The organism is Geodermatophilus telluris (assembly GCF_900102745.1).
In the GTDB taxonomy this organism is placed as follows: domain Bacteria; phylum Actinomycetota; class Actinomycetes; order Mycobacteriales; family Geodermatophilaceae; genus Geodermatophilus; species Geodermatophilus telluris.
On the sequence record NZ_FMZF01000005.1, the window covers coordinates 259,137 to 281,056 of the forward strand.

The following is a 21,920-nucleotide window of genomic DNA, read 5'->3' on the forward strand; positions in this document are numbered from 1 at the left end:
CCTGCCCCGGGTGAGCGCCCCGGCCGCCTCCCGCTCGACCCCGGCCGGCCGGCTCGACGCCACCCGGTGCTCGGTGACGGCCGCGGCCCGCGGGGACTCCCCCGTGGGCACGGCCTCGCCGGCGCAGCGCTGGCTGCTGGTCGAGCAGCCGGGGCCGTGGGGACGCGACGCGCTCGGCGAGTCGCGCTTCGACCGCGGTGTCGCCGCCCGGCTGTCGGCCCGCGCCCGGGCCGAGGGCGTGCGGGTGCTGCTGGTCCGCCGTCCCGGCGAGCGGCTCGCCGACACCGGCCGACGCTGGGCCTACGCCGACGGCCGGCCCGGCCACGAGGGGCTGTGGTGGTCGGCCCGGACCGACGACGCCGACCTACTCACGGCGCCCTGGGACGGATCGGTCGGCGAGCGGGCGCCCGGCCCGGCGTACCTGGTCTGCACGCACGGCCAGCACGACGCGTGCTGCGCGCTGCGCGGCCGGCCACTGGCCCGGTCGCTGGCCCGGTCGCAACCCACCGCCGACGTCTGGGAGTGCAGCCACCTCGGCGGGTGCCGGTTCGCCTCCAACGTGCTGGTGCTGCCGCACGGGTTCGCCTACGGCGCGGTGCCCGGCGACGGCGCCGAGCTGGTGGCCGCGCACGCCCGGGGACAGGTGGCGCCGCTCTGGCTGCGCGGGCGGGCCGGGCTGCCCGCGCCGGCGCAGGCGGCGCAGGCGGCGGTGCGGGAGTCCGCGGGCCTGCTCGGCGTCGACGACCTGCCGGTGCGCGGCTCGCGGCGGCTGCCGGGCACCGCCGCCGAGGAGGCCGAGGGCGTCGAGCGGTTCGAGGTGGTGCTGGGCGGCCCTACCGGCGACCTCGTCGTCCGGCTGGAGAGCCGGCCGTCGGCGGAGGCGGTGCAGCTGACCTGCCGGGCGACGCACCCGGCGCACTCGCGGGTGTGGACGACGCTGTCCGTGGACGGGTAGCGCTCAGCCCAGCGAGCGGCCGCGGGCCAGCAGCAGCGGGATCGCCAGCTCCGCGTCGGTGAGCGAGCCGTGGTAGGCCGCCAGCCGGCTCGGCCCGGGCTCGGAGAGGCGGGCGGTGATCGCCCACGGGCCGCGGGCGAGCGCGACGACGTCGCCGATGCGGGCGGCCAGCGCGGGGTCGACGTCTCCGAAGACCCCGCTGGCCACCGCCTCCTCCCGGCCGACGACCCACGCGCGGTCGCCGAGCACGCCGCGCCAGGCGTCTAGGACGTCGCCGGCCGACCCGGGGACGGCGTGCACGTAGCGGGCCCGCGGCTCCCCGGCCAGGAGGGCGACGCCGTCGAGCAGGTCGGGCTCCTCGTCGAGGTCGACGCGGGTGTGCGCGGGGACGTCGAGCATGCCGTGGTCGGCGGTGACCAGCAGCGCGGCGTCGTCGGGCAGGCCGTCGACGACCTGCTCGACCAGCCGGTCGACCAGGGCCAGCTGCAGCCGCCAGCTGTCGGAGTCGACGCCGCGGACGTGCCCGGTGAGGTCGAGCTCGGGCGTGTAGCCGTAGACCACGCCGGTGGGCGTCAGCGTCAGCGACTGCCGGACCACGGCCGCCAGGTCGCCGGCGCCGACCGTGCCGGAGTAGCCGGCGCCGCGGTAGGCGGCGGTGGACAGCCCCGAGCCGCGGTAGGCGTAGGGGGCGACGGCGGTGACCGGGACGCCGGCCGCGGCGAGCTGCTCGAAGACGGTCGGCCGCGCCTGCCACTGGGCGGGGTCGGGGTCGTCGGCCCACTGCACGTGGTTGAGCACGCGGTCCTGGCCGGGGACGGCGGTGACGAAGCCGAGGACGCCGTGCCCGCCCGGGGGGACCCCGGTGCCCAGCGTGGCGAGGCTGACGGGGGTGGTGCTCGGACAGGGGGCGGCCAGGTCGCCGGCGGGCGAGGCGAGGCCGGCGAGGGTCGGGGCGAGGTCGGCGTGCTCGCGGAGCAGGTGCGCGCCGAGGCCGTCGACGAGCAGGACGGCCACCCGGCGGGCGCCGGCCAGGGCCGCGGTGAGGCCGAGCGGGTCGGCCGGCAGCCCGCCGCGGTCGACGTCGACCCCGAGGGCGGCGGCCGTGCCCGGCAGCACGTCGGCGAGCGTGGCACTGCCGTAGGCCGGGCGGGTCAGGCCGGCCGGCAGCCCCGTCACGGCCGCGCGGCCAGCACGTGGAGGCCGGTGGCGACGTCGCGGTAGGGCGAGGCGACCGCCAGGGCGAGCTCCAGCCGGCGGACCGCCTCGGGGTCGGCGCCGGAGGCGGCGTCGAGCAGGTCGGCGACGACGGCGACGCCGCGCCACTCCCCCGGCTCGAGCCCGGCGCCGCTGACCAGCGCCAGCAGGTCACCGGGGCCGAAGCGGCGGCGGGCGGGGCGGGTGCGGCCGGGCGCGGGGTCGCGGTCCTCGAGCAGTGCCAGCGCCTCCTTGGGGTGCCCGCCCAGCGCCCGGGCGAGGACGGCGCCGGCGCGGTTGGCCGTGGCGATGCTGACCTGGCCGCCGGGCCGCAGCGCGCGGCTGATCTCGCGGAGGGTGGCCGAGGGGTCGTCGACGACCTCGAGCACCGAGTGGCACAGCGCGAGGTCGTAGCCGCCGCCGGCGCCGTGCCCGTCGTCGAGGGGCAGCTCGTGCAGCAGGTCGCCGTCGCCCTGCAGGCCGCGGACCCGCTCGCCCACCCCGGCGGTCTGCGCCCGGCGCTGGAGGGTGGCCAGCGCGTCGGCGCTGGGGTCGACGACGGTGACCTGGTGGCCGAGCCGGGCGAGCGGGACGGCGAACCCGCCGCTGCCGCCGCCGACGTCGAGGACCCGCAGCAGGCCGCCCGCGGCGACGAGCGGGTCGAGCGCGGCCCACACCGCGGCGGTCCGGACGGGCAGCTGCTCGCCGGTGGACGGGGCGGGGGCGCTCACCCGCCCGACCCTACTGGCGGGCGACGGGTCAGGCCGGGACGCGGTCGGCGGCCTCGCGCAGCTCGGCGACGACGATCCGGCGCATCTGCAGCATCGCCTCGGTGGCGCGCTGGGCCCGGCCGGTGTCGGGGTCGGAGAGCAGCGTGAACAGCTCCACCGGGATGACCTGCCAGGAGACGCCGAAGCGGTCCCGGAGCCAGCCGCACTGGCCCTCCTCGCCGCCCGCGGTCAGGTGCGCCCAGTAGTGGTCGACCTCGTCCTGGTCGGCGCAGTGGACCTGGAAGCTGATCGCCTCGGTGAAGGGGAACTGCGGACCGCCGTTGAGGCCGACGTAGGCCTGCCCGTCGAGGGTGAAGCTGACGGTCATCGCGGTGCCCTCGGGGACGGGCATGTCCGGGCCGTAGCGGGTGACCTGGTCGATGGAGGAGTTCGGGAAGACCGACGTGTAGTACTGCGCGGCCTCCTCGGCGCGGCCGTCGAACCACAGGCACGGGATCTGCTTCGGCATGGCGGGGACCTTCCTCCTCCTGCGGGCCGGATGGGGTACCGGAGGAGACGGCGCGCCGCGGCCGGGGTCATCGGTGCGCCGGTGGTGCGGTCGTCGGCGTCGACGGTGTGCGCCCGTGCCCGGGACCGGGCGGCGGACCAGGGCGTCCGCGCACACCGTCGCGCGGCAGTGTGTGCCGCGGTGCCGTGCGGTCACGCCGTCCAGGCCCGCCAGCGCGGCCAGACCAGGTCGGCCAGCGCCGTGTACCCGGCCGCACCCGGGTGGGCCCCGTCGCCGGCGGCCACCTCTGCCGTCCACGCCGGGTCGGCGGCCAGCGCGGCCAGCACGGGGGCGTACGGCACGCCGCGGCCGGCGCACAGCTCGGCGAAGCGGGTGTCGAGTCGTGCGGTGCGGGCGATGTGCCCCGCGTCGGCCACCGGCGGCGGGCCGACCACCAGCACCGGCCATCCCGCGGCCCGGGCTCCGGCCAGCACCGCGTCGAGAGCGGCGACGGAGCGCTCGGGTGTAACCCGCGGGGTGCCGTCGTCGAGCGTGGTGTCGTTGACCCCGAACGAGACGACCAGCCGCGCATCCCAGTCCCCCGCCAGCCGGGGCGCGCACTCGGCGGCCCAGCGGGCGGCGACCTCGACGCCGGTCTGCCGGCGCACGCCCAGCGGGTAGGCGGTCAGGGGGCGTCCGGCCCGGGCGCTGCGGGCGGCGAGCCGGCCGACCCAGCCGAGGTGCTCGGGGTCGCCAACGCCGGCCGTGAACGAGTCGCCGAGGAAGCAGACGCGCAGGTCCGGGCTCACCGGGACCATCGTGCCGGACCCGTGGTGCACCGGCGGCGGCCCGCGGCAGGGGACGCGGCAGTGGGGTCCTCCTTCAGTGGCCCGGGCTGCCGGGGCTGGAGTGCCAGAGCTTGCGGGGTGCGGCGGCCGCGGCGCGCCGGGCGGCGGTGGCGGCGTCGTCACCGGCCGGCCTGACGTCGGCGTAGGGCGACATGCGGAAGCCGGTGGGGTGCACCAGCACCGGCTTGACCACCACCGGCCGGGACCCGTGCGAGGCCGCCGCGCCGCTGATCGCCTGCTCGGTGTACTCCCCCGGCGCGGCCATCTGCTCGGCCACCGCGGCCAGCCCGCCGGTCTCCCACGCCTCGTGCAGCGCCGGGAGCTCCCAGGCCCCGGTCGCCCGGATCGACACCCCGCGCGGGCCGGTGCGCCGCAGCACCCCGCGGATCACCAGCAGCCAGGAGTGGAAGACCGTCGCCGCGTAGGGCCCCTGCACGTCCTCGAAGAAGGTCGAGTCGGTGCAGCCGGTGCCGTCGTCGAGGGTCACGAACACCACCCGCCGCCCCGACCGGATGGGCGGGGTCTGGGTGGCCACCTTGACCCCGGCCACCAGCACCTCGGCACCGCTGCGGCTGCCGAGCAGCTCCCCGGCCGGCACCGCGCCGACCGCGGCGAGGAACGGCCGGTAGAAGTCGACGACGTGCCGGCTGGCGTCCAGCCCGAGCACCTCCAGCTCCGCGCGCACCAGCTCGGCGTCGGTGAACTCGGGCAGCCCGGAGCCCGCGCCCCACGACAGCACACCTCCCGGCCCCTCCCCCGACAGGGCCGTCTCCTCCGCCTCGGAGACACCGGCGGGGTCCTCGGCGGTCCCCTCGCCGTCCCCGGGGCCGTCGTCGGGCTGCTCCAGGCCGAACAGGTCGAGGCTGAGCTGCCCCACCGAGCCGGCCTTCGCGCCGCTGCGGCTCCACCGGTCGAGCTCGCTGATCTGCAGCAGCAGGTCGCGGCGGGTCATCGAGCCGCGGGAGCGGGTGGGCCGGCCGGCCTCCCGGTCGCGCACCCCGAAGCCGTAGAGGGAGTCGAACCCGCCGGCCAGCACCAGCCGCTCGACCACCGGGCGGGACACCGCGGCGCGCGTCCAGAAGTCGGTGAGCGACCGGTAGGGCTGCCCGGCGACGATCCGCGCCACCTCCTCGTCGGAGATGCCCTTGACGTCGGCGAGCGCGAGCCGGATGCCGTAGCGGGAGGGGTCGGGCATGGCCGCCGGCATCCAGTCGGGGCGCCGCCAGTCGGTCCGGTCGGGCTCGCCACCGGGCGGGGCGAGCCGCTCCACCCGGTAGCTGCCGGTCGAGGCGTTGACGTCGAGACCGAGCACGCGGATGCCGAAGTTGCGGGCGTCGTCGAGGATCAGCCGCTTCGGGTACATGCCCGGATCGTGGGTGAGCACCCCGGCGAGGAAGGCCGCCGGGTGGTGGGTCTTCAGCCACGCCGACTGGTAGGTGGGCAGCGCGAACGCCGCGGCGTGCGCCTTGCAGAAGCCGAAGGAGCCGAAGGCGACCAGCACCTCCCACACCTGCTCCACCACCTCGACCGGGTAGCGCCGCAGCGCCTCGGGCGCGAACCAGGCCCGCACCTCCGGGTGCAGCTCCCTGTCACCCAGCGCCCGGCGGGCCTCGTCGGCCTGGGCGAGGTCGCAGCCGGTCATCTGCGCCACGATCTGCAGCACCTGCTCGTGGAAGACGACGACGCCGGCGGTCTGCTCGAGGAACGGCGCGAGGTCGGGGTGCGGGTAGACCGGGTCGCGCCAGCCGTTCCGGGCCAGCAGGAACGGCGTCACCATGTCGCTCTTGACCGGGCCGGGCCGGAACAGCGAGATGTCGATGACGATGTCCTCGAACGTCTCCGGCCCGAACTTGCCGACCAGCTCGCGCTGCCCCGGCGACTCGATCTGGAACATGCCGAGCGTCCGGGTGCTGCGGATCAGCTCGAAGGTCGTCGGGTCGTCCCTCGGGATCGCGTCGACGTCGAGGGTCTCGCCGTCGACCCGGGCCACCTCCTCGACGGCGTGCGCGATCGCCGACTGCATCCGGATGCCGAGCAGGTCGAGCTTGAGCAGCCCCAGCTCCTCGACGTCGTCCTTGTCGAACTGGCTCATCGGGTAGCCGAGGTAGCTGTTCTCCACCGGGGTGCGGTCGAGCAGCGTGGCGTCGGAGAGCAGCACCCCGCACGGGTGCAGCGCGATGTGCCGGGGCAGCCCGTCGAGCCGGGCGACGAGGTCGAAGAGCAGGTCGAGGTCGCCGGTGCCGCCGCCCCGGCGCGAGCCCAGCCGGCTGGCCCGCAGCTCCGGCAGGTCGCGCAGGGCGGCGTGCACCTGGCTGGCCCGGACGTGCGGGAAGGCCTTGGCGATCGCGTCGACCTCGGCCGGCGGCAGCCCGAGCGCGGCACCGACGTCGCGGACGGCGTGCCGCACCCGGTAGGTGTCCATCATCGAGATGCAGCTGACCCGGTGGGCGCCGAAGCGGTCGATGACCGCGTCGTAGACCTCCATGCGGCGGGCGGACTCCACGTCGATGTCGACGTCGGGCAGCTGGTGGCGCAGCGGCGAGAGGAACCGCTCCATCAGCAGGCCGTAGCGGATCGGGTCGACGTCGGAGATGCCCAGCAGGTAGGTGACCAGGCTCCCCGCGCCCGACCCGCGCGCCGCGGCCCGGACCCTCAGGCTCCTGATGAGGTCGACCACGTCGGCGACGGTGAGGAAGTAGGAGGGGTACCCGAGGGAGTCGATGACGGCCAGCTCGTCGTCCAGCCGCCGGGTGACCGCCGCGGTGGCCGCCATCCCGCGCCGGCCGAGCCCGGCCTCGCAGCGGGCCCGCAGCACCTGCGAGGGACCCATCCCGCGCTCGGCCGGCGAGGTGACGACGTCGAGCTCGGGGTAGCGCACGGTGCCGATGCCGAGGTCCTCGCGGACGTCGACGACGCACTGCTCGGCCAGCCGGGCGGTGTGCTCGAGCAGCCGCAGCGCCGCGTCGCGGTCGGGGCCGGCGATCTCGGCGGCGACCTCGGCCATCTCCTTGCCCGACTTGAGGTACCCCTCGGCGGTGCGCCGGTCGACGTGCCGGGGGTCGAGGGCGACCAGCCGCCGCGAGGCGTCGAGGACGTCGGCGGTGGGTGCGTCGAGGGCGTCGACGTAGCGGACGGCGTTGCCGAGCACGACCGGCACGCCCTGCTCGGTGGCGAAGCGCAGCAGCCCCTGCGCGCGAGAGCGGTCGCCCCGGCCGCGGTGGTGCACCAGCTCGACCACCAGCGAGCCCGGGCCGAAGACCGAGCGCCAGGCGTCCAGCCGGGCCGCGGCGACGTCGGCCCGGCCGGCGGCCAGCGCCCGGCCCACCGGCGAGTCCGGCCCCAGCACGGCGACCAGCCCCGGGGCGTGCTCGGCGGCCAGCGCCAGCGAGGCCACCGGCTCGCCGCGGGTGCCGCGCAGGTGGGTGGCGCTGGTCAGCCGGCACAGCGCCCGCCAGCCGGCGCCGTCCCGGGCCAGGAAGGTCACCCGGGGCAACCGCGGGTCGACGCTCGCCCCGCCGCGCGCCGGACTGCGCCGGGCCGGCCGCACCGGCGCACCCCGGCCCCGGTCCACCCCGGGCACGGTCAGCTCGTCGTCCTCCCCCAGCACGCGCGCCCGGGCCCGCGGCACGGCGGCGTCCACCGCCGGGGCGACCGCGAGGTCGACCCCGAACAGCGGCCGCACCCCGGCCGACCGGCAGGCGAGCGCGAACTTGACCGCGCCGTAGAGGCCGTCGCGGTCGGTCAGCGCCAGCGCGCCCATGCCGTGCTCGGCGGCGCGCGCCACCAGGTCGGCGGGGTGGTTGGCCCCGTACCGCAGGGAGTACCCGGAGGCGACGTGGAGGTGGACGAAGGGGTCCCCGCTCACCGCCCGCGGGCGGGACGGTGGGCGGTGCCGCCGACCACGCGCGGGCGCGGGGCGGGCTCGGGCTCGTGGCCGAAGAGGTCCTCGACCACGGTGAGGAAGGAGCCGACGTCGCGGACCAGGTCGTCGGCCTCTCGCTCGGTGACCGCGCGGGACAGCCCGGCCTCGGCCGCGGCCCGCTTGGCCGCGCCGGCGGCGAAGAAGGTGGCCCACTCGCCGAGCTCGGGAGCGACCTGGCCGAGCAGCACCCAGGCGCTGCGCGGCCGACGGCGGCTGCCCTCGGGCCGGGTGCGGGCGGCCAGCACCGCCGCCGCGGCGCGCAGCGCGCCCAGGTGGGCGGTGGCGTAGCGACGGCGCGGGTCGGTCGAGCCCGCCGCCTCGTCCAGGGCCCGGGTGGCCTGGTCGAGCAGCTGGAGGGCGGCCGTCGGCAGCGGCGGGGGCAGGGGCAGCTGGTCGGCCATGACGCGAGCGGCGCCCATCAGTCGTGCACCCGCACGAGCGACCACCGGTTGTCGGCGGCGTCCCAGGACAGGTCGTAGACGCCGGCGAAGCTCATCCGCGACCGCCCGGCCCGCACCGCCTCGACGCGGAAGACCTCGCGGGGTGCGACCAGGTCGGCCGAGGCGCCGCCGGCGACCGGCCGCTGCCACCACGGCGGGGTCTCCACCCACGAGTCGAGCAGCTCGCCGACGACGTAGCGCCACTGGCCGCGCCAGAACTGCGCCGGACCGAGCGGCCCCCGCTCGACCCGCACCTCCTCGCCGACCCGCTCGCCGACGTCACCCAGCACCCGGCTCATGACCGACTCCCCACCCCCGTGCCCGCGACCGGCTCGACCACCGCCCGGGCGGGGAAGGTCCCGGGAGCGGCGGCCGGCCGTTCGAACGCCTGTTCGAACACCACGAGTAGACCTCACCCCGATGACGACGTCAAGCGGGCGTGTGACATGCCCCAGCAGCTCGGTCCCGACAGAGCCCAGCGGCCGGAGTCCGGTCGCCCACCGCAGCCCGGTGTCACGCAGAGTCGGGCGTGCGCTTGCTCGGCCGTGACACTCGTCTCGAGGCCCGGACCGCGGCCTGCCACGCACGCACGTCCTCCTCCGTGACGGCTCCGTCGGTGAGGTCGTCCAGCAGCGGAGCCAGTCGTCGAGCGAGCCTGTCGGCATCGGCCTTGAGGAAGTCGGTGACGGACGAGACCTTGAGTGCCAGCAGAGCCGACGCGACAGCAGCGGGCAGCCCAGGTTGACCCAGGAGGGTCACACGCTCCAGCAGCTCGTCAGGGTCGACACCGGTCAGCCGGCCACGCAGCGCTGCTCGCCCGGAGGGAGTGCGCAGGACACGGGCGAGGTCCTGCACGGAGAAGATCCGGAAGGACTCCAGCCGCGTGATCTGCTCCCTGGTGAGCCCAGGGAGGGCGGACACCGGAGGTGCCGGGACCGACGGCGCAGGAGGTGTGACGCCCTCTCTCGCGGTGAGACGCAGCCGCAACTGCGAGACCGGTCGGCCTGCGCCACCGACCGGCTCACCGTCGGTGACGGTCGCCATCAGTTGTCCGAGCGGATCGACACGGAACCCGACCGCGAGGGTGGCGTCGAGATCGTCCAGGACGAAGGCGCCGCCGACCGTGGCATGACGGTTGAGCTCATGTTGGGCCAAGGCCATGCTGAACGCGAGCGACTCACCGAGTTCGTGCACCGCCACCTCGGTCGAGTGCGGCACCCCGGAGGTCGGCCCGACCACGTCACCGGAGACCTCGTCCGGCGGTCCGCCCGGACCGCCGTCGCCCGGTGGCGGATCCGACAGAGGACGGCCCATCAGGCTCAGCGTGATCTGACTCGATCTCCGTGCGTCCGGTGAGGTGGACACCCGCAGGACAGGAGCCCGACGGGGCCGCGCGCCCATGACGAGCGGCAGACGGAGCACCATCCGCAGACGCGACCACGTCCAGCCCGGTCGACCCACGACCGGGCAGTCGCCTTCGGGCGGTGACTGGATCTGCGCATCCAGCTCACGTTGGGCATCGACCACCTGTCTGCCCAGCGCCGTCATGACGCTGGGCAGTGACGGCGCCCGCCGTGGTGCAGCCATTCGCTCGCCTCCGCGAGGGACGGGGAGATCCCCGCAGGAGGCGTCCACGGGTCCGCCTCACTGCGGGATCTCCAGGTGGTATGCCGGATCCGACGACGACGGCGTGAGAAAACGCGAGATCCCCTGATCACCACGGACCGCGGACTCGAACGCCCGTCTGTCGCGGACCGATCCCGGCGCGACGTCGATGACGTTGAGGACACGGGGATCGGCCGTGTGCTTCGAGACGGTGGCGGGGCCCAGACGCTCGATCTCGGACGTCATGTCACCGATGACGTCGGCCGGGTTGCGTCCGGCCCGTCGACCGGCGACGTACACGTCGATCACCTGGTCGCCGGCCCGTGCGTAGAGCGCCCGCTGTGCGGCGACTCCGTGCTGCTCGAGGTTGACGTACATGACGCGAGCCTGGTCAGCGGGGGTCCGTGAGGTGCTGGTGATGAGCAGCCCAGGCACACCTGCCCGGCTGCACACCGCCTCGAGGATCGCCAGGGATCGGGCGGAGACAGCTGCACGTACGGCTCTGGGACCGAACGCGATCTCCACCGCGGTGCTGCGGCCAGCCGTCCGCCGGGTCACCGTCGAGGGGGGACCAGGACCCACAGCAGGGCTGCCTGCGGGCTCGACCGAGGTGCTCAGTACCGCGACCGCGTCGTTGTAAAAGCGCACGAACCGGTCGCAGTGCTCACCCGTCCCCAGTGGGTACTGCCGGAGCTTCCAACGGTTCCGGACCCCGGGCTGGTGCGCCAGGCGCCCAGCGTTGTAGGCAGCGGCCACGAGTGGCGGATCGAGACCGGTCCCTCTCGCCTGACTGGCGATGTACGCAGCACCGGCGTCGATCGAGTTGCCCGGATCGAGCAACCAGTCACGACCAAAACTCATCTGCACCGCCTCCCGAGCCGTGGACAGGAGCGTCTGCATCAACCCGATGCTGACCCGGTGTGGTGTCCGCTCGTCGGAGACGTAGGCAGGCTCGGTCCGCACGGCATCCCGACGACCCGCCGACTCCGTGCAGATGGTCGCAACGATCAGCGGCCGTGGGACACCGCGCTCACGGGAGACGCGGACGACGAGTGCCCCGTAGTCCTCCCACACCCGCTGCACGGTGGCCGGCCGTCCCCTGGTGCGCTCGACCCCCGACCCCTCGATCTCCACACCACGGTCCGTGGTCCTCCAGCGGATGCCATCGGCATAGCCGTGGAAGAGTCGAGACCGACCTCCTGGTTGCACGTCTACCTCAGACGGAGATCGAGACCTGCTGGCTGATCAGGTTGCGGGACACCGACACCAGCACCGACTCGGGCGGCCGGGTGGCGTCGAACGCATTGCCCTCACGGTTGATCTGGATCTCGAGCCGCCCCTCGGCGTCCGTCCTCGAGTCGTTCGAGGCGACGATGCCGAGCAGTGGCTGGCTGACCCTGACCTCGAGGGGAGCATCGGCGATCGGCTGCCCGTCCAAGTCGCGGAACTCCGCCGACAGCTTCACCCTCCTGCCGACCACGGTGGGCTGGGGCGTGGTCCCGGGAGGGGGTGGCTGCGGGCTCGACCCCTGGATCTGCTCCACCCCACTCGCCGTCACGCGCAGTCTCGGCCCCTTCTGGACGATCAGCGGCCGTGGCAGCGTGATGTCGGGCCGCGGCTCGAGGGTCGCCTCGAGGTGCAACTGACCGGCCGCTCGATCGACGGAGTTCGTCGCAGTGGTCCCGCGCTCGAACTCGCTCGCGGAGAAGTCGAGCCCGCCGCCGATGCTGCCGTTGGACAGTCCGAGTCCTCCGCCGATGAGCCCGAACCCGGCGTTGCCGTTGAGGTTCAGATCGACGGAACTGCGCTTGCCCTTGACGTTGAAACCGTTCTCCGAGTTGAACTCCGAGACCTGCATGTCCGCCTGCATGTGGACACGGGTCCACTGGTAGAACGTCGGCATGACGTAGTTGATCAGTGGCAGTTTCTGGATGATCGGCCGACCGTCCTCCATCTCGCCGTTCTTGTTCACCACCTGCTCGTAGATGGCGACGACGTCGATGGACGTGTTCGACAGGGACTGCGCCGTTGCGACCGAGACCTCGTCCATGCCGCGCTGGCTGGCCGGCACCACCTTGCCGATCGCCTTCATCAGGGAACCGAGTGCAGGTCCGCCGCGGTTGATCTCATCGGTGACGTCGGAGTCCGCGAGCCCTGATGACTCCGCCGACCGCGCAGCGCCACCCGTCGCCAGGGGGCCGGTCGGGGACGTGTTGGACGCGACGGTCTCCACGACCCCCTGTACGAGCTCCTCCACGGCCCCCGTGGCTCCGGTGGCGTCCGCCACCCCGGTGCCGGGGGCACCGTCCGTGGCCTGGGCTGGCGGCGACGAGCCGGCAGCAGCGTCGGAGGAGCGGTCACGGTGTTCCGACATGTCCATCCCCTGTCATCTCGCATCGGATCTAGTCGAACGGGTAGTGGATGGCGCGACCGCAACAGGAGCGGCGGCCTGTCGAGCTCGGGCTGTCGTGTGCGGGTCCGCCCCTCCCCCGAGGGGTCACCAGTACATGACCGCCAAGTCGCCGGACGCGCCGGCGTGGTAGAGCCGGATCCGGACGACGTAGCGTCGGCCACGGAAGAGTTGCGTGGTGATCCGACTGTTTCGTTCCTCACCGCTGTCGTCGTCGCCTGCGACGTACCGCAGCTCCCCGTCGACCTCCTCGAACAGCACCATCACGGTGTCCGTGGCCCCGAAGGTGCTGATGATGCGCCGCTGCGTGGCATCCGGTCGGATCTCGAAGTCGACCTGAGCACCTGGAGTCAGTGAGTGACCCACGGACACGAAGGGCTGCAGGGTCGGCAGGGCTGCTTTCCCGGCCGGATACCAGGACATGGCGAACTGCCGGTCCACTGGCGAAATCGTGCCCGGCGGGCGGAGACCCGCGTCGTAGTAGGCCTCCGGCTTCCGGATGAGACGCGGGGGGAACGAGTACTGCATGACCGAGTCGGGATCCCAGTGGGAACCGGTGACCCACCGAGGCTCCAGTTTCCGGAGGACGTTGTGGTACGTCTTCTCTCGGTCCCACTCGTTCGGAGGTCCTGCGAAGTAGGTGTAGACCGCCGGCTCGTCCCACTCGATCCCGGCGAACGGGTTCTGGTGCTCGTGCGGCATGCCCAGGGTGTGACCGATCTCGTGGAGCGCAGTGGTCCTGCCATGGGCATCAGCGGTGAGATCCCAGCCGAAGTTCATCGTCCTCGCGGTCTGCGGTTCCTGCAGTACCCGTGTGCGTCCGACGAAGGACCACGAGCCGTCACCGGCCATGAACCCGATCCGGATCTCCGCCTCGCTCCGCTCCGGCACCTCCGTGAACTCCAAGCCCAGACCGAGGTTCTTCCACTGCTCGAAAGCCTGTCGGACGACATCGCACTGACGCTTGTCACCCACCCAGGTGACCCACTGGACCTGACCGGCGTCGTCGACGACCTCACTGCCGGCATCCTCACCGTCGAAGAAGTAGTAGTGCAGGACGGTGTGGTTCACCCACAGACCCTCCCCCAGGAGGATGGCCCGCTCCCGGGACGACGAGATGGTGCCGTCGAGCACACGAGGTCGTTGCGGCTGGACCGCGCAGTAGCGCAGTGGCAGTCCCTCCCCGCCGTTCGCGATCGCGTTCATCGGTCCCCTCCGGAACGTCGTCCCAGTGGTCAGGCCACACGAACCCGCCACTCGACCCCTTCGCCAGCGTCGGTGGTGACGGGCCGCCAGGCGGCCGCCGGTCGCTGGACGTCAGGCACGGACTCTGTCCCGTGCGACCACGCCCGTCGTCAGGGACCGGACCCTGATGTTCTGTCCTCCCGACCCCGACCCCGACCCCGACCCCGACACGTCATCGCTCCGGCTGCACACGTGAGGCCGCTCCGCTGAACACGACCACCGGTCGTGCCAGAACGGTCAGCCGGTCGTGGTCCTGTCCAGAGCAGCCGGCAACTCGGTGCGTGAGGCGACACGCAGTTTGCGGTAGGTCCTGGTCAGGTGCGTCTCGACCGTCTTGGTCGTCAGGAACAGGGACTGAGCGACCTCTCGGGTCGTCATCCCCTGTGCAGCACAGCGGGCCACCCGCAGCTCGGCCGGGGTGAGCGCGTCCGGCCCGTGCTGGGCCGGTCGGCGCGGGCGCGCCCCGGCGGCTACCAGTTCTTCGCGCGCCCGGCGCGCGACCCACACGCCGCCGCACCTGGTCGCCAGCTCCAACGCCTCCCCCAGCGGGCCGCGGGCCTCGGCGCGGTGACCGGCGCGGCGCAGCGCGGTGCCAAGGTCGAGCAGCGCCTGTGCGTGCGCCAGCCGCGCCTGGCTCGACTCCAGCACCGAGACAGCCTGGCGCAGCACGTCGACGCGCTCGGCCGCGCGCCCCACCAGCGCTTGAGTGCGCAGCGCGATGCCGAGCGCCCGCGGGGCGCCGAAACGCCGTGTCAGCCCGACCTCCTCCGCCACGAGCACGGCGGCCTCCTCGTCCTGACCGAGTGCCCGGTGGGCGGAGGCGCCGACACTCCGCCACGGCAGCAGACTAGGGAAGACGTACCCGGCCGCCCTCGTCCGCTGCCCAACGGCCAGCGCCTCCCGCAGGGCTCCCGCCGGGTCCCCGGTGAGCAGCCGCAGCCGGGCGTCCACGAAGTGCAGGTAGAGATTGGTGACCTGGTCCGACGCACACTCGGCCCAGGCCCGGGTCAACCTCGTGCGCGCGGCCGCCGGGTCGTCGCGCTCGATCAGCGCCTCCGCCAGCACGCTCGCGGCGACCGTCTGGTTGAACCCCTGGCCGACCTCGTCCTCGGGCTCGACGACGCTCGAGGCGTCCAGCTCGGCGCCTCGGACGTCACCCGCCCGCAGCAGAGCCCACGCCCGCCAGGACGAGGCGAAGGCGTACCCGTGCCGCGATCCCTGTCGCTGCGCCACCTCCACGGCGGCGGCGAGAGCTGTGCCCCCCTCGGCCAGCTCGTCGCACCCGGCCACGGCGTTGCAGGCGAAGTAGTAGCCCGGGGCCTCGCAGCCCTGCTCGGCGAGGAGCCGGCCACCGGCCAGGGCGCCGCGGGCGAGTTCCAGGGTCCCGTCCCGGTCCTCCCCGATGGCCAGCCGCCCCATCGCCCGCTGCGCCATGACGAGCCGGATCAGCGGAGGCCCGAACGGCGGTGAGGAGGCGTGCGCCGACTCGAACCGCTCCACTGCTCCGGCCGCCCGGGACAGCGACCCCATCGCGGCCGCCATCCGCTCGCACTCGAGGGTCAGGCTGAGCTCGGGATGCGCCGTCCCGAGGCCACGGACGGCCCGGTCGAGGACGTCGGTCGCCCGAGAGGGCTCCCCGGATGCGAGCAGGAGCCGGGCGAGCTCGAGCGCGGCGGTCGCCCGGTCCTCTGGGCGGCGGGCACCGCCGACGACGGGCTCCAGGTGTACCCGGGCCTCCGGGTGGTGGATGCGCGCCTCCGCCCGGCCGAGCTCGAGCAGCACCTTGTACCTCTGACGCGGGGGCTCCCGCAGCGCACGGCGCAGGTAGGTGACGGCGCTGTCCGGGGCACCGTGCTCCAGCGCCCGGCGCGCTGCCGCCCGGAGCCGGTCGACGGCCCACGTGCTACCGGCCGGCCCGGCCCGCAGCACATGGGCGGCGACCTGCTCGTCCGGTGCGCCCTCACGAGCCAGCAGGCGGGCGGCGGTCGCGTGGGCGAGAGCTCGCTCACCAGCCGGCCGCCGCCTCTGCAGCGCCTGCCGGACGATGGCGTGGGCGAAGGCGACCGGTCGGCCCGGTGCGAGGACGCCGGCGTGCTCCAACGCATCGGCGGCGAGTTCCGCCTCGGCGACACGGAGACCCGCGAGCCGGGCGGCCAGACGCAGCTCGACACCGTCACCGAGCACCGCGACCGCGTCGGCGAGTGCCACGGCGGTCGGCCCCGCAGCCGCCGTCCTGGCCGCCACGGCCCGCCCCAGCCGCGCCGGACCGCACTCGCGCACGGCGGTGACCCCGAGTGGGCCACCAGGCAGCGCGTCCAGCAGCTCGTGCAGCAGGAACGGGTTGCCGCCGGTCTGGGTCACGCACGCCTCCACCACCTCCGGCGTCGCCCGCACCCCCAGTGCTCGGCGCACGAGCACGGCGACAGAGGCGGGGTCGAGCCCGTGGAGGACCAGGTGGTCGACGCCCTCGACATCGCGGCCGGGAGTCCCCGGCGCAGACCCCGGCCACCAGGCCACGGTCTGCGTCGGTCGTTGCGCCAGCACGAGGCCCACCGGCAGCCCGTCGAGGCGGTGGGCGAGGTAGTCGAGCCAGCGGCCCGACGAGGCGTCAGCCCAGTGCAGGTCGTCGACCACGAGCAGGACCGGACGGCGCCGGGCGAGGTTGGCGGTCAGCCAGTACAGGCCGTGGAGGAGACCGTGGGCATCCGCAGCCGGCGCGTCCGCCGTCAGGCCGCCGTCCACCAGCGGCCGGGCCAGCTGAGCCGCCCCGCTGAGGACGTCGTCCCGCTCGGCCGAGGACATCCCCACCAGCAACCGCTCGTACAGCTGGCGCACCACGCCGAAGGACAGGTCCGCCTCCAACGCCACCCCCCGGGCGCGCAGCAACCGGAACCCCCGCTCGCGGGCGAGCACGCCGGTCGCCTCGACCAGCCGGGTCTTGCCGACCCCGGCGGCACCCTCGACCAGCACGAGCCGGCCCGCGCCGGCTGCGGCTGCCCCGAGGGCGTCGGCCAGGACGCGGAGCTCGTCATCGCGTCCCACCAGACCGCAGGGACCTCCTGGACACCGGTCACGGACAGGCTCGGTGCCGCCACCCGAGGTCACGTCGTCATGGTCAGGACGGAGTCCGGGGCAGGCCAGGCACCGGAGCCCGGCTGTTCGCGTCCACGTCCGAGAGCACTGGCGCGGACACCGTGCGTCACGCCCGCCGCCGGGAGTCCCGTACCACGGGCGCGCCCGTGGACGGCCCCGGCAGGTGTGCCGGCGCCCCACGCGGCCGGGAGGGTACGGCGGGGCACCGACAGCGGTGGCAGGATCGACGCATGAGCCGACCCGTCCACCCGCGGGTGGCCGCGATCGCCGACCTGCTCTCCGGAGCCGGGGCGAGCGGGCGGGTCCACGAGCTCCCCTCCGGCGCGCACACCGCCGCGGAGGCCGCCGCCGCGCTCGGCGTCCCGATCGGCGCGATCGCCAACAGCCTGGTCTTCGACGTCGACGGCGCGCCGCTGCTGGTGCTCACCAGCGGCGCGCACCGGGTCGACGTCGCCCGGGTCGCCGCGCTGCTCGGCGTCCGGCAGGTCCGGCGGGCCTCGGCCGACTTCGTGCGCGAGCACACCGGCCAGCCCATCGGCGGGGTCGCCCCCCTCGGCCACCCCACGCCCATCGGCACGCTCGTCGACGTCGAGCTCGCCCGCCACGACCGGGTCTGGGCCGCGGCCGGCCACCCGTCGGCGGTGTTCCCGACCAGCTACGACGAGCTGCTGCGGCTGACCGCCGGCACCGCCGCCGAGGTCGGCGACGGGCCGACCGAGGCCGCCCGGGCCGAGGCGGCGACGCACGCAGCCGCGCCGCCCGGGACCACGCCCCGCGGGACCACCCCCACCGGAACCACCCACGACCCCGCCGCCGCGGTGGGCCCGTGAGCGAGGAGACACCCGTGACCGGCACGACACCCGCGACGCGGGTGACCGAGCTGCCCGTCGGCTGGCTGCGCGACCACCTGCACGAGGCGCTGGCCATCTACGGCGAGGCGATGGGCTACGACGCCTCGGTGGTCGCCGGCCGCTACGGCTACGCCGTCCAGCACACCGAGCGGCCCGGCTTCCGCGCCGTCGGCGCCTTCGAGGAGAACAGGGACGGCGACCGGCTCGTGGGGTTCGGCTACGGCTACCTCGTCGCCCCCGGCCAGTGGTGGCACGACCAGGTGCGCGCCGCGCTCGACCGGCGCACCGCCAAGCGCTGGCTGCCCGGCGCCTTCGAGGTCTGCGAGCTGCACGTGCACCCCGACGCGCAGAGCCGCGGGCTGGGCCGGCGGCTGCTGCACGCCCTGGTCGAGGGCGTCCCGGCGCCGGTGGCGCTGCTGTCGACGCCCGACGCCGACACCAAGGCGTTCCGGCTCTACCACGCCGACGGCTTCGTCGACCTCGCCCGCGGTCACCACTTCCCCGGTGACGCGCGCCCCTTCGCGATCCTCGGCGCCCGGCTCCCGCTGCGCGCCTCCGCGTCCTGACCGGCGTGCCGGCCGGCGACCGCCGCGTCGACGCGGTCGTCGTCGGCGCGGGGCACAACGGCCTGGTCGCGGCCTGCCACCTCGCCCGGGCCGGGCTGGCCGTCGAGGTGGTCGAGCGCGACCAGGTGCTCGGCGGCGCGGTGTCCACGGTGGAGCGCTGGCCCGGGGTGCGGGTCGACCGCGGCTCCAGCGCGCACGTCATCGTCCGGCACAGCGGCGTCGTCGAGGAGCTCGACCTCGCCGCGCACGGGCTGCGCTACGTCGACTGCGACCCGTGGGGGTTCGCGCCGGCGCCGGTCCCCGGCGACCCCGGCCCCGACGGGCGGCCGCTGGTCTTCTCCGTCGACCTCGACGCCACCTGCGCCTCGATCGCAGCGGCCTGCGGGGCGGACGACGCGGACGCCTACCGCCGCTTCGTCGGCGTGTGGGGCCCGCGCAGCCGCGCCGTCGTCGACTCCTTCGGCCGGCAGCCGACCCCGCTGGGCCTGGTCCGCGCGTTCTGGCCGCTCGGCGCGCCCACCGGCGGCGCCCCGCGCACCCCCGGCGGCGACCTCGCCGTCGACTTCCTCGGCTCCGGCGACGCGCTGCTCGACCGCTGGTTCACCAGCGAGCGGCTCAAAGCGGCGCTGGCCTGGTTCGGCGCCCAGTCCGGCCCGCCGATGTCCGAGCCGGGCACCGCGGCGATGGTCGCCTGGGTGGCACTGCTGCACGACACCCCACCGGGCCACCCGGTCGGCGGCTCCGGCGGGCTGACGGAGGCACTGCGCCGGCGGCTGGAGTCCGACGGCGGGCGGGTCACCCTCGGCGACGGCGCCGCGCGGCTGCTGGTCGAGGACGGGCGGGTCGCCGGCGTGGAGACCGGGTCCGGACGGCGGATCAGCGCGCCGGTCGTCGTCGCCGCCTGCCACGTGCTGGCCACCCGCGACCTCGCCGGCGAGCACGCCCCGCCCGCCCTGGCCGGCGCCGCCCCGCCGGTGGGCAACGGCTTCGGCCTGGTGCTGCGCTGCCTGACCGACGCGCTGCCGGCCTACCCCGGCGTCGACCCCGCCGTGTCGGCGCAGGGACTGCAGCTGCTGTGCACCGACCGGGCGCAGCTGGCCGCCGCGCACGGCGACTGGCTGGCCGGGCGGCTGCCGCGCGAGCCGGTGCCGCTGGCGATGTCCTTCTCCGCCAGCGACGACACCCTCGCCCCGCCCGGGCAGCACGTGGTCACCGTCTGGGGGCAGTGGTACCCCTACGACCTCGCCGACGGCGGCGACTGGGACGCCCTCGCCGACGCCGAGGCGGCCCGCCTGGTCGCCGCCGTCGACCGCTTCGCCCCCGGTTTCGCCGACTCGGTGCAGCAGGTGTACGTGCAGACGCCGCTGCTGCTGGAACGGGAACTGTCGCTGCTGCGCGGCAACGTCATGCACGTGGAGATGGGCCTGGCCAGCATGTTCGCGTTCCGGCCGACGCCGGCGCTGTCGGGCTACCGCGTGCCCGGCCTGCCCGGCCTCTACCTGGCCGGGGCCTCCACCCACCCCGGCGGCGGGGTGTCGGGCAACTCGGGGCGGACGGCGGCGCGCGCGGTGCTCGCCGACCGCCGTCCGCTCGCCCGCGCGCGCACCCGTGTCCGGGCCGTGGCGGGTCGTCTGCGGGCGGCCCGGTGAACGCCGTGACGGCGGCCGCCCGGTGGGCCCCGGCACCGGCCGCGCGGCTGCCGCTGGCCCTGGCCGTCGCGGTCGTCCTGGCCGCGATCGCCTACCCGCTCACCGGCGGCGACGGCCGCGACGCGGTGTCCTGGACGATCGTGCTGCTGGGCTCGGCGGTGTCGGTGACCTCGGCTGCCGCCGCGCACGGCCTGCGCACCGGGCTGGCGGTGCTGGGGCTGGTGGCGGTCACCGCGGTGGTCTTCGAGTCGGTCGGGGTGGCCACCGGCTTCCCCTACGGCCCCTACGCCTACAGCGACGTGCTGGGCCCCACCCTGCTCGGCGTCCCGTTCCTGGTGCCGCTGGCCTGGCTGATGATGGCGTGGCCGAGCTGGGTGCTGGCCCGGCTGCTCACCCGGCGGGCTCGGCCCGGGCGGCAGCGGCCCGCGCGCGTCGTGGTCGCGGCCGCGGTGTTCGCCGCGTGGGACGTGGTGCTCGACCCGCAGCTGGTGCAGGCCGGCTACTGGACGTGGGCGCGCCCGCAGCCGGGGCTGCCCGGCATCGACACCGTGCCGCTGACCAACCTGGCCGGCTGGCTGCTGGCCGGGCTGGTGCTCATGGCGCTGCTCGACCTGGTGGTCGCCCGCACCGCGCTGCCCGGGGGCCGGCGCGCCGGTGACGCCGCCCCGCTGCTCGTGCTCGCCTGGATGACCCTCGGCGGCGCGCTCGCGCACGCGGCCTTCCTCGACCTGCCGGGCTCCGCGGCCTGGGGCGCGCTGCTGGCCCTGCCGGTGCTGGGAACGCTGGCCGTGCAGGCCCGCCGTCCGTGAGCGGCCCGCTCGTCCGGGTCCTGTCCGGCCTGGCGGTCGCGGGCGCCGCGCACGCCGCGGTCAACGCCGCGCTGCTGCGCCGGGCTCCGGCCGACCCCCCTCGGGTAACCCACCCGGTCACCGTCGTGGTGCCGGTCCGCGACGAGGAGGCCGGGATCGGCGACTGCCTGGCCGCCGTCCTGGCCTCGGCCGGCGTGCCCGACCTGCGGGTGGTGGTGGTCGACGACGGCTCCACCGACGGCACCGCCGCCGTCGTCCGGGGCATCGGCGACCCGCGGGTGCGGCTGCTGACCGCCCCGCCGCCGCCCGACGGCTGGCTGGGCAAGCCGCACGCCTGCTGGGTCGGCGCGCAGGCCGCGACCGACGACGGCGTGCTGGTGTTCGTCGACGCCGACGTCCGGCTGGCGCCCGGCGCGCTCGCCGCCGCCGCCTGGCTGCTCGAGGCGCACGGCCTGGACCTGGTCTCGCCCTGGCCGCGGCCGGTGGCGGTGTCGGCGGCCGAGCGGCTGGTGCAGCCGCTGTCGCCCTGGCTGTGGCTCACCACGTTGCCGCTGCGGGCCGCCGAGCGCTCGCCGCGGCCGTCGCTGACCGCCGCCAACGGCCAGTTCCTGGCGCTGACCCGCCGCGGCTACCTGCGTGCCCGGGGGCACGCGGCGGTGCGCGATCAGGTGGTGGAGGACGTCGCGCTGGCCCGGGCGGTCAAGCGCGCGGGCGGTCGCGCCGTCCCCGCCGCCGGGGCCGACCTGGCCACCTGCCGGATGTACGACGGCTGGGCGGCGATGCGCGAGGGCTATGGCAAGTCGCTGTGGTCCTCCGTCGGCGGGTCGCCGGCGGCGGGGCTGGCCGCCGCCGCGGTGCTCACCGCCGTCGGGGTGGTGCCGGCGCTGGCCGCGCTGGGCGGCTCGCGCGCCGGGCTGGCCGGCTACCTGGCCGGGGTGACCGGGCGGGCCGTGGCTGCGGCGGCCACCGGCAGCCGGGTGTGGCCCGACGCCCTGGCCCACCCGCTGTCGCTGCTGGCGCTCGACGTGCTGCTGGCCGGGTCGGTGCGCGGGCACCGGCGGGGCACGCTGACCTGGCGCGGGCGCGCGGTGGGCTGAGGCGGGCGAGGATGGGGC

18 protein-coding genes are annotated in these 21,920 nt (G+C 75.6%); 6 read left to right on the forward strand and 12 right to left on the reverse strand.

Annotation, left to right across the window (positions count from 1 at the left end; genetic code table 11):
* Positions 1–10: 10 nt before the first annotated feature.
* The gene (locus BLQ97_RS17150) at positions 11–955 is read left to right on the forward strand and encodes a sucrase ferredoxin (RefSeq protein ID WP_245692337.1); all 945 of its coding nucleotides are present in this window, start codon (positions 11–13) and stop codon (positions 953–955) included.
* A 3-nt stretch (positions 956–958) separates the two neighbouring features.
* Here BLQ97_RS17150 and BLQ97_RS17155 read toward each other — a convergent pair whose 3' ends face one another.
* The 12 genes from BLQ97_RS17155 to BLQ97_RS17210 all read right to left on the reverse strand — a co-directional run bounded on the left by BLQ97_RS17155 (position 959) and on the right by BLQ97_RS17210 (position 16,879).
* The gene (locus BLQ97_RS17155; RefSeq protein ID WP_091367218.1) at positions 959–2,131 is read right to left on the reverse strand and encodes an alkaline phosphatase family protein; all 1,173 of its coding nucleotides are present in this window, start codon (positions 2,129–2,131) and stop codon (positions 959–961) included.
* Positions 2,128–2,880, reverse strand: a complete 753-nt coding sequence (locus tag BLQ97_RS17160) for a class I SAM-dependent methyltransferase (protein ID WP_091367219.1) — start codon at positions 2,878–2,880, stop codon at positions 2,128–2,130. Before BLQ97_RS17160 ends, BLQ97_RS17155 begins: the two co-directional genes overlap by 4 nt.
* Before the next feature lie 28 nt (positions 2,881–2,908).
* On the reverse strand, positions 2,909–3,388 hold the full coding sequence (locus tag BLQ97_RS17165; protein ID WP_091367220.1) for a VOC family protein: 480 nt from the start codon (positions 3,386–3,388) through the stop codon (positions 2,909–2,911).
* Between the two features lie 191 nt (positions 3,389–3,579).
* A complete protein-coding gene (locus tag BLQ97_RS17170; RefSeq protein ID WP_091367381.1) occupies positions 3,580–4,176 on the reverse strand; it encodes a GDSL-type esterase/lipase family protein in 597 nt (198 codons plus the stop codon).
* Between the two features lie 73 nt (positions 4,177–4,249).
* Positions 4,250–8,080: a DNA polymerase III subunit alpha gene (locus tag BLQ97_RS17175; RefSeq protein ID WP_091367221.1), complete on the reverse strand. Its 3,831-nt coding sequence runs from the start codon at positions 8,078–8,080 to the stop codon at positions 4,250–4,252.
* Complete coding sequence (locus BLQ97_RS17180) at positions 8,077–8,556, reverse strand: SAV_6107 family HEPN domain-containing protein (RefSeq protein WP_091367222.1); 480 nt, start codon at positions 8,554–8,556, stop codon at positions 8,077–8,079. The genes BLQ97_RS17175 and BLQ97_RS17180 overlap by 4 nt, the downstream gene beginning before the upstream one ends.
* Positions 8,556–8,876 (reverse strand): DUF6504 family protein, encoded by a 321-nt coding sequence (locus BLQ97_RS17185; RefSeq protein ID WP_091367223.1) that lies wholly within the window; start codon positions 8,874–8,876, stop codon positions 8,556–8,558. The genes BLQ97_RS17180 and BLQ97_RS17185 overlap by 1 nt, the downstream gene beginning before the upstream one ends.
* 214 nt (positions 8,877–9,090) lie before the next feature.
* The gene (locus BLQ97_RS17190; RefSeq protein ID WP_139173719.1) at positions 9,091–10,125 is read right to left on the reverse strand and encodes a hypothetical protein; all 1,035 of its coding nucleotides are present in this window, start codon (positions 10,123–10,125) and stop codon (positions 9,091–9,093) included.
* A gap of 96 nt (positions 10,126–10,221) precedes the next feature.
* A complete protein-coding gene (locus BLQ97_RS17195; protein ID WP_175471791.1) occupies positions 10,222–11,316 on the reverse strand; it encodes a transglycosylase SLT domain-containing protein in 1,095 nt (364 codons plus the stop codon).
* Positions 11,317–11,398: 82 nt separating this feature from the next.
* Positions 11,399–12,415: a hypothetical protein gene (locus tag BLQ97_RS17200; protein WP_175471792.1), complete on the reverse strand. Its 1,017-nt coding sequence runs from the start codon at positions 12,413–12,415 to the stop codon at positions 11,399–11,401.
* A 264-nt stretch (positions 12,416–12,679) separates the two neighbouring features.
* Complete coding sequence (locus BLQ97_RS17205; RefSeq protein WP_175471793.1) at positions 12,680–13,798, reverse strand: matrixin family metalloprotease; 1,119 nt, start codon at positions 13,796–13,798, stop codon at positions 12,680–12,682.
* Between the two features lie 276 nt (positions 13,799–14,074).
* Positions 14,075–16,879, reverse strand: a complete 2,805-nt coding sequence (locus tag BLQ97_RS17210) for an AAA family ATPase (RefSeq protein WP_175471794.1) — start codon at positions 16,877–16,879, stop codon at positions 14,075–14,077.
* Positions 16,880–17,160: 281 nt separating this feature from the next.
* On the opposite strand from BLQ97_RS17210, the gene BLQ97_RS17215 reads away from it, so the two are divergent.
* The 5 genes from BLQ97_RS17215 to BLQ97_RS17235 are packed head-to-tail and all read left to right on the forward strand — an operon-like array spanning position 17,161 to position 21,902.
* Positions 17,161–17,760, forward strand: a complete 600-nt coding sequence (locus tag BLQ97_RS17215; protein ID WP_091367228.1) for a YbaK/EbsC family protein — start codon at positions 17,161–17,163, stop codon at positions 17,758–17,760.
* Positions 17,761–17,774: 14 nt separating this feature from the next.
* On the forward strand, positions 17,775–18,347 hold the full coding sequence (locus BLQ97_RS17220) for a GNAT family N-acetyltransferase (protein ID WP_091367229.1): 573 nt from the start codon (positions 17,775–17,777) through the stop codon (positions 18,345–18,347).
* A 5-nt stretch (positions 18,348–18,352) separates the two neighbouring features.
* Positions 18,353–19,996 (forward strand): phytoene desaturase family protein, encoded by a 1,644-nt coding sequence (locus BLQ97_RS17225; protein ID WP_091367230.1) that lies wholly within the window; start codon positions 18,353–18,355, stop codon positions 19,994–19,996.
* On the forward strand, positions 19,993–20,805 hold the full coding sequence (locus BLQ97_RS17230; protein ID WP_245692339.1) for a carotenoid biosynthesis protein: 813 nt from the start codon (positions 19,993–19,995) through the stop codon (positions 20,803–20,805). The genes BLQ97_RS17225 and BLQ97_RS17230 overlap by 4 nt, the downstream gene beginning before the upstream one ends.
* Complete coding sequence (locus BLQ97_RS17235; RefSeq protein ID WP_091367231.1) at positions 20,802–21,902, forward strand: glycosyltransferase family 2 protein; 1,101 nt, start codon at positions 20,802–20,804, stop codon at positions 21,900–21,902. Before BLQ97_RS17230 ends, BLQ97_RS17235 begins: the two co-directional genes overlap by 4 nt.
* Positions 21,903–21,920 lie beyond the last annotated feature (18 nt).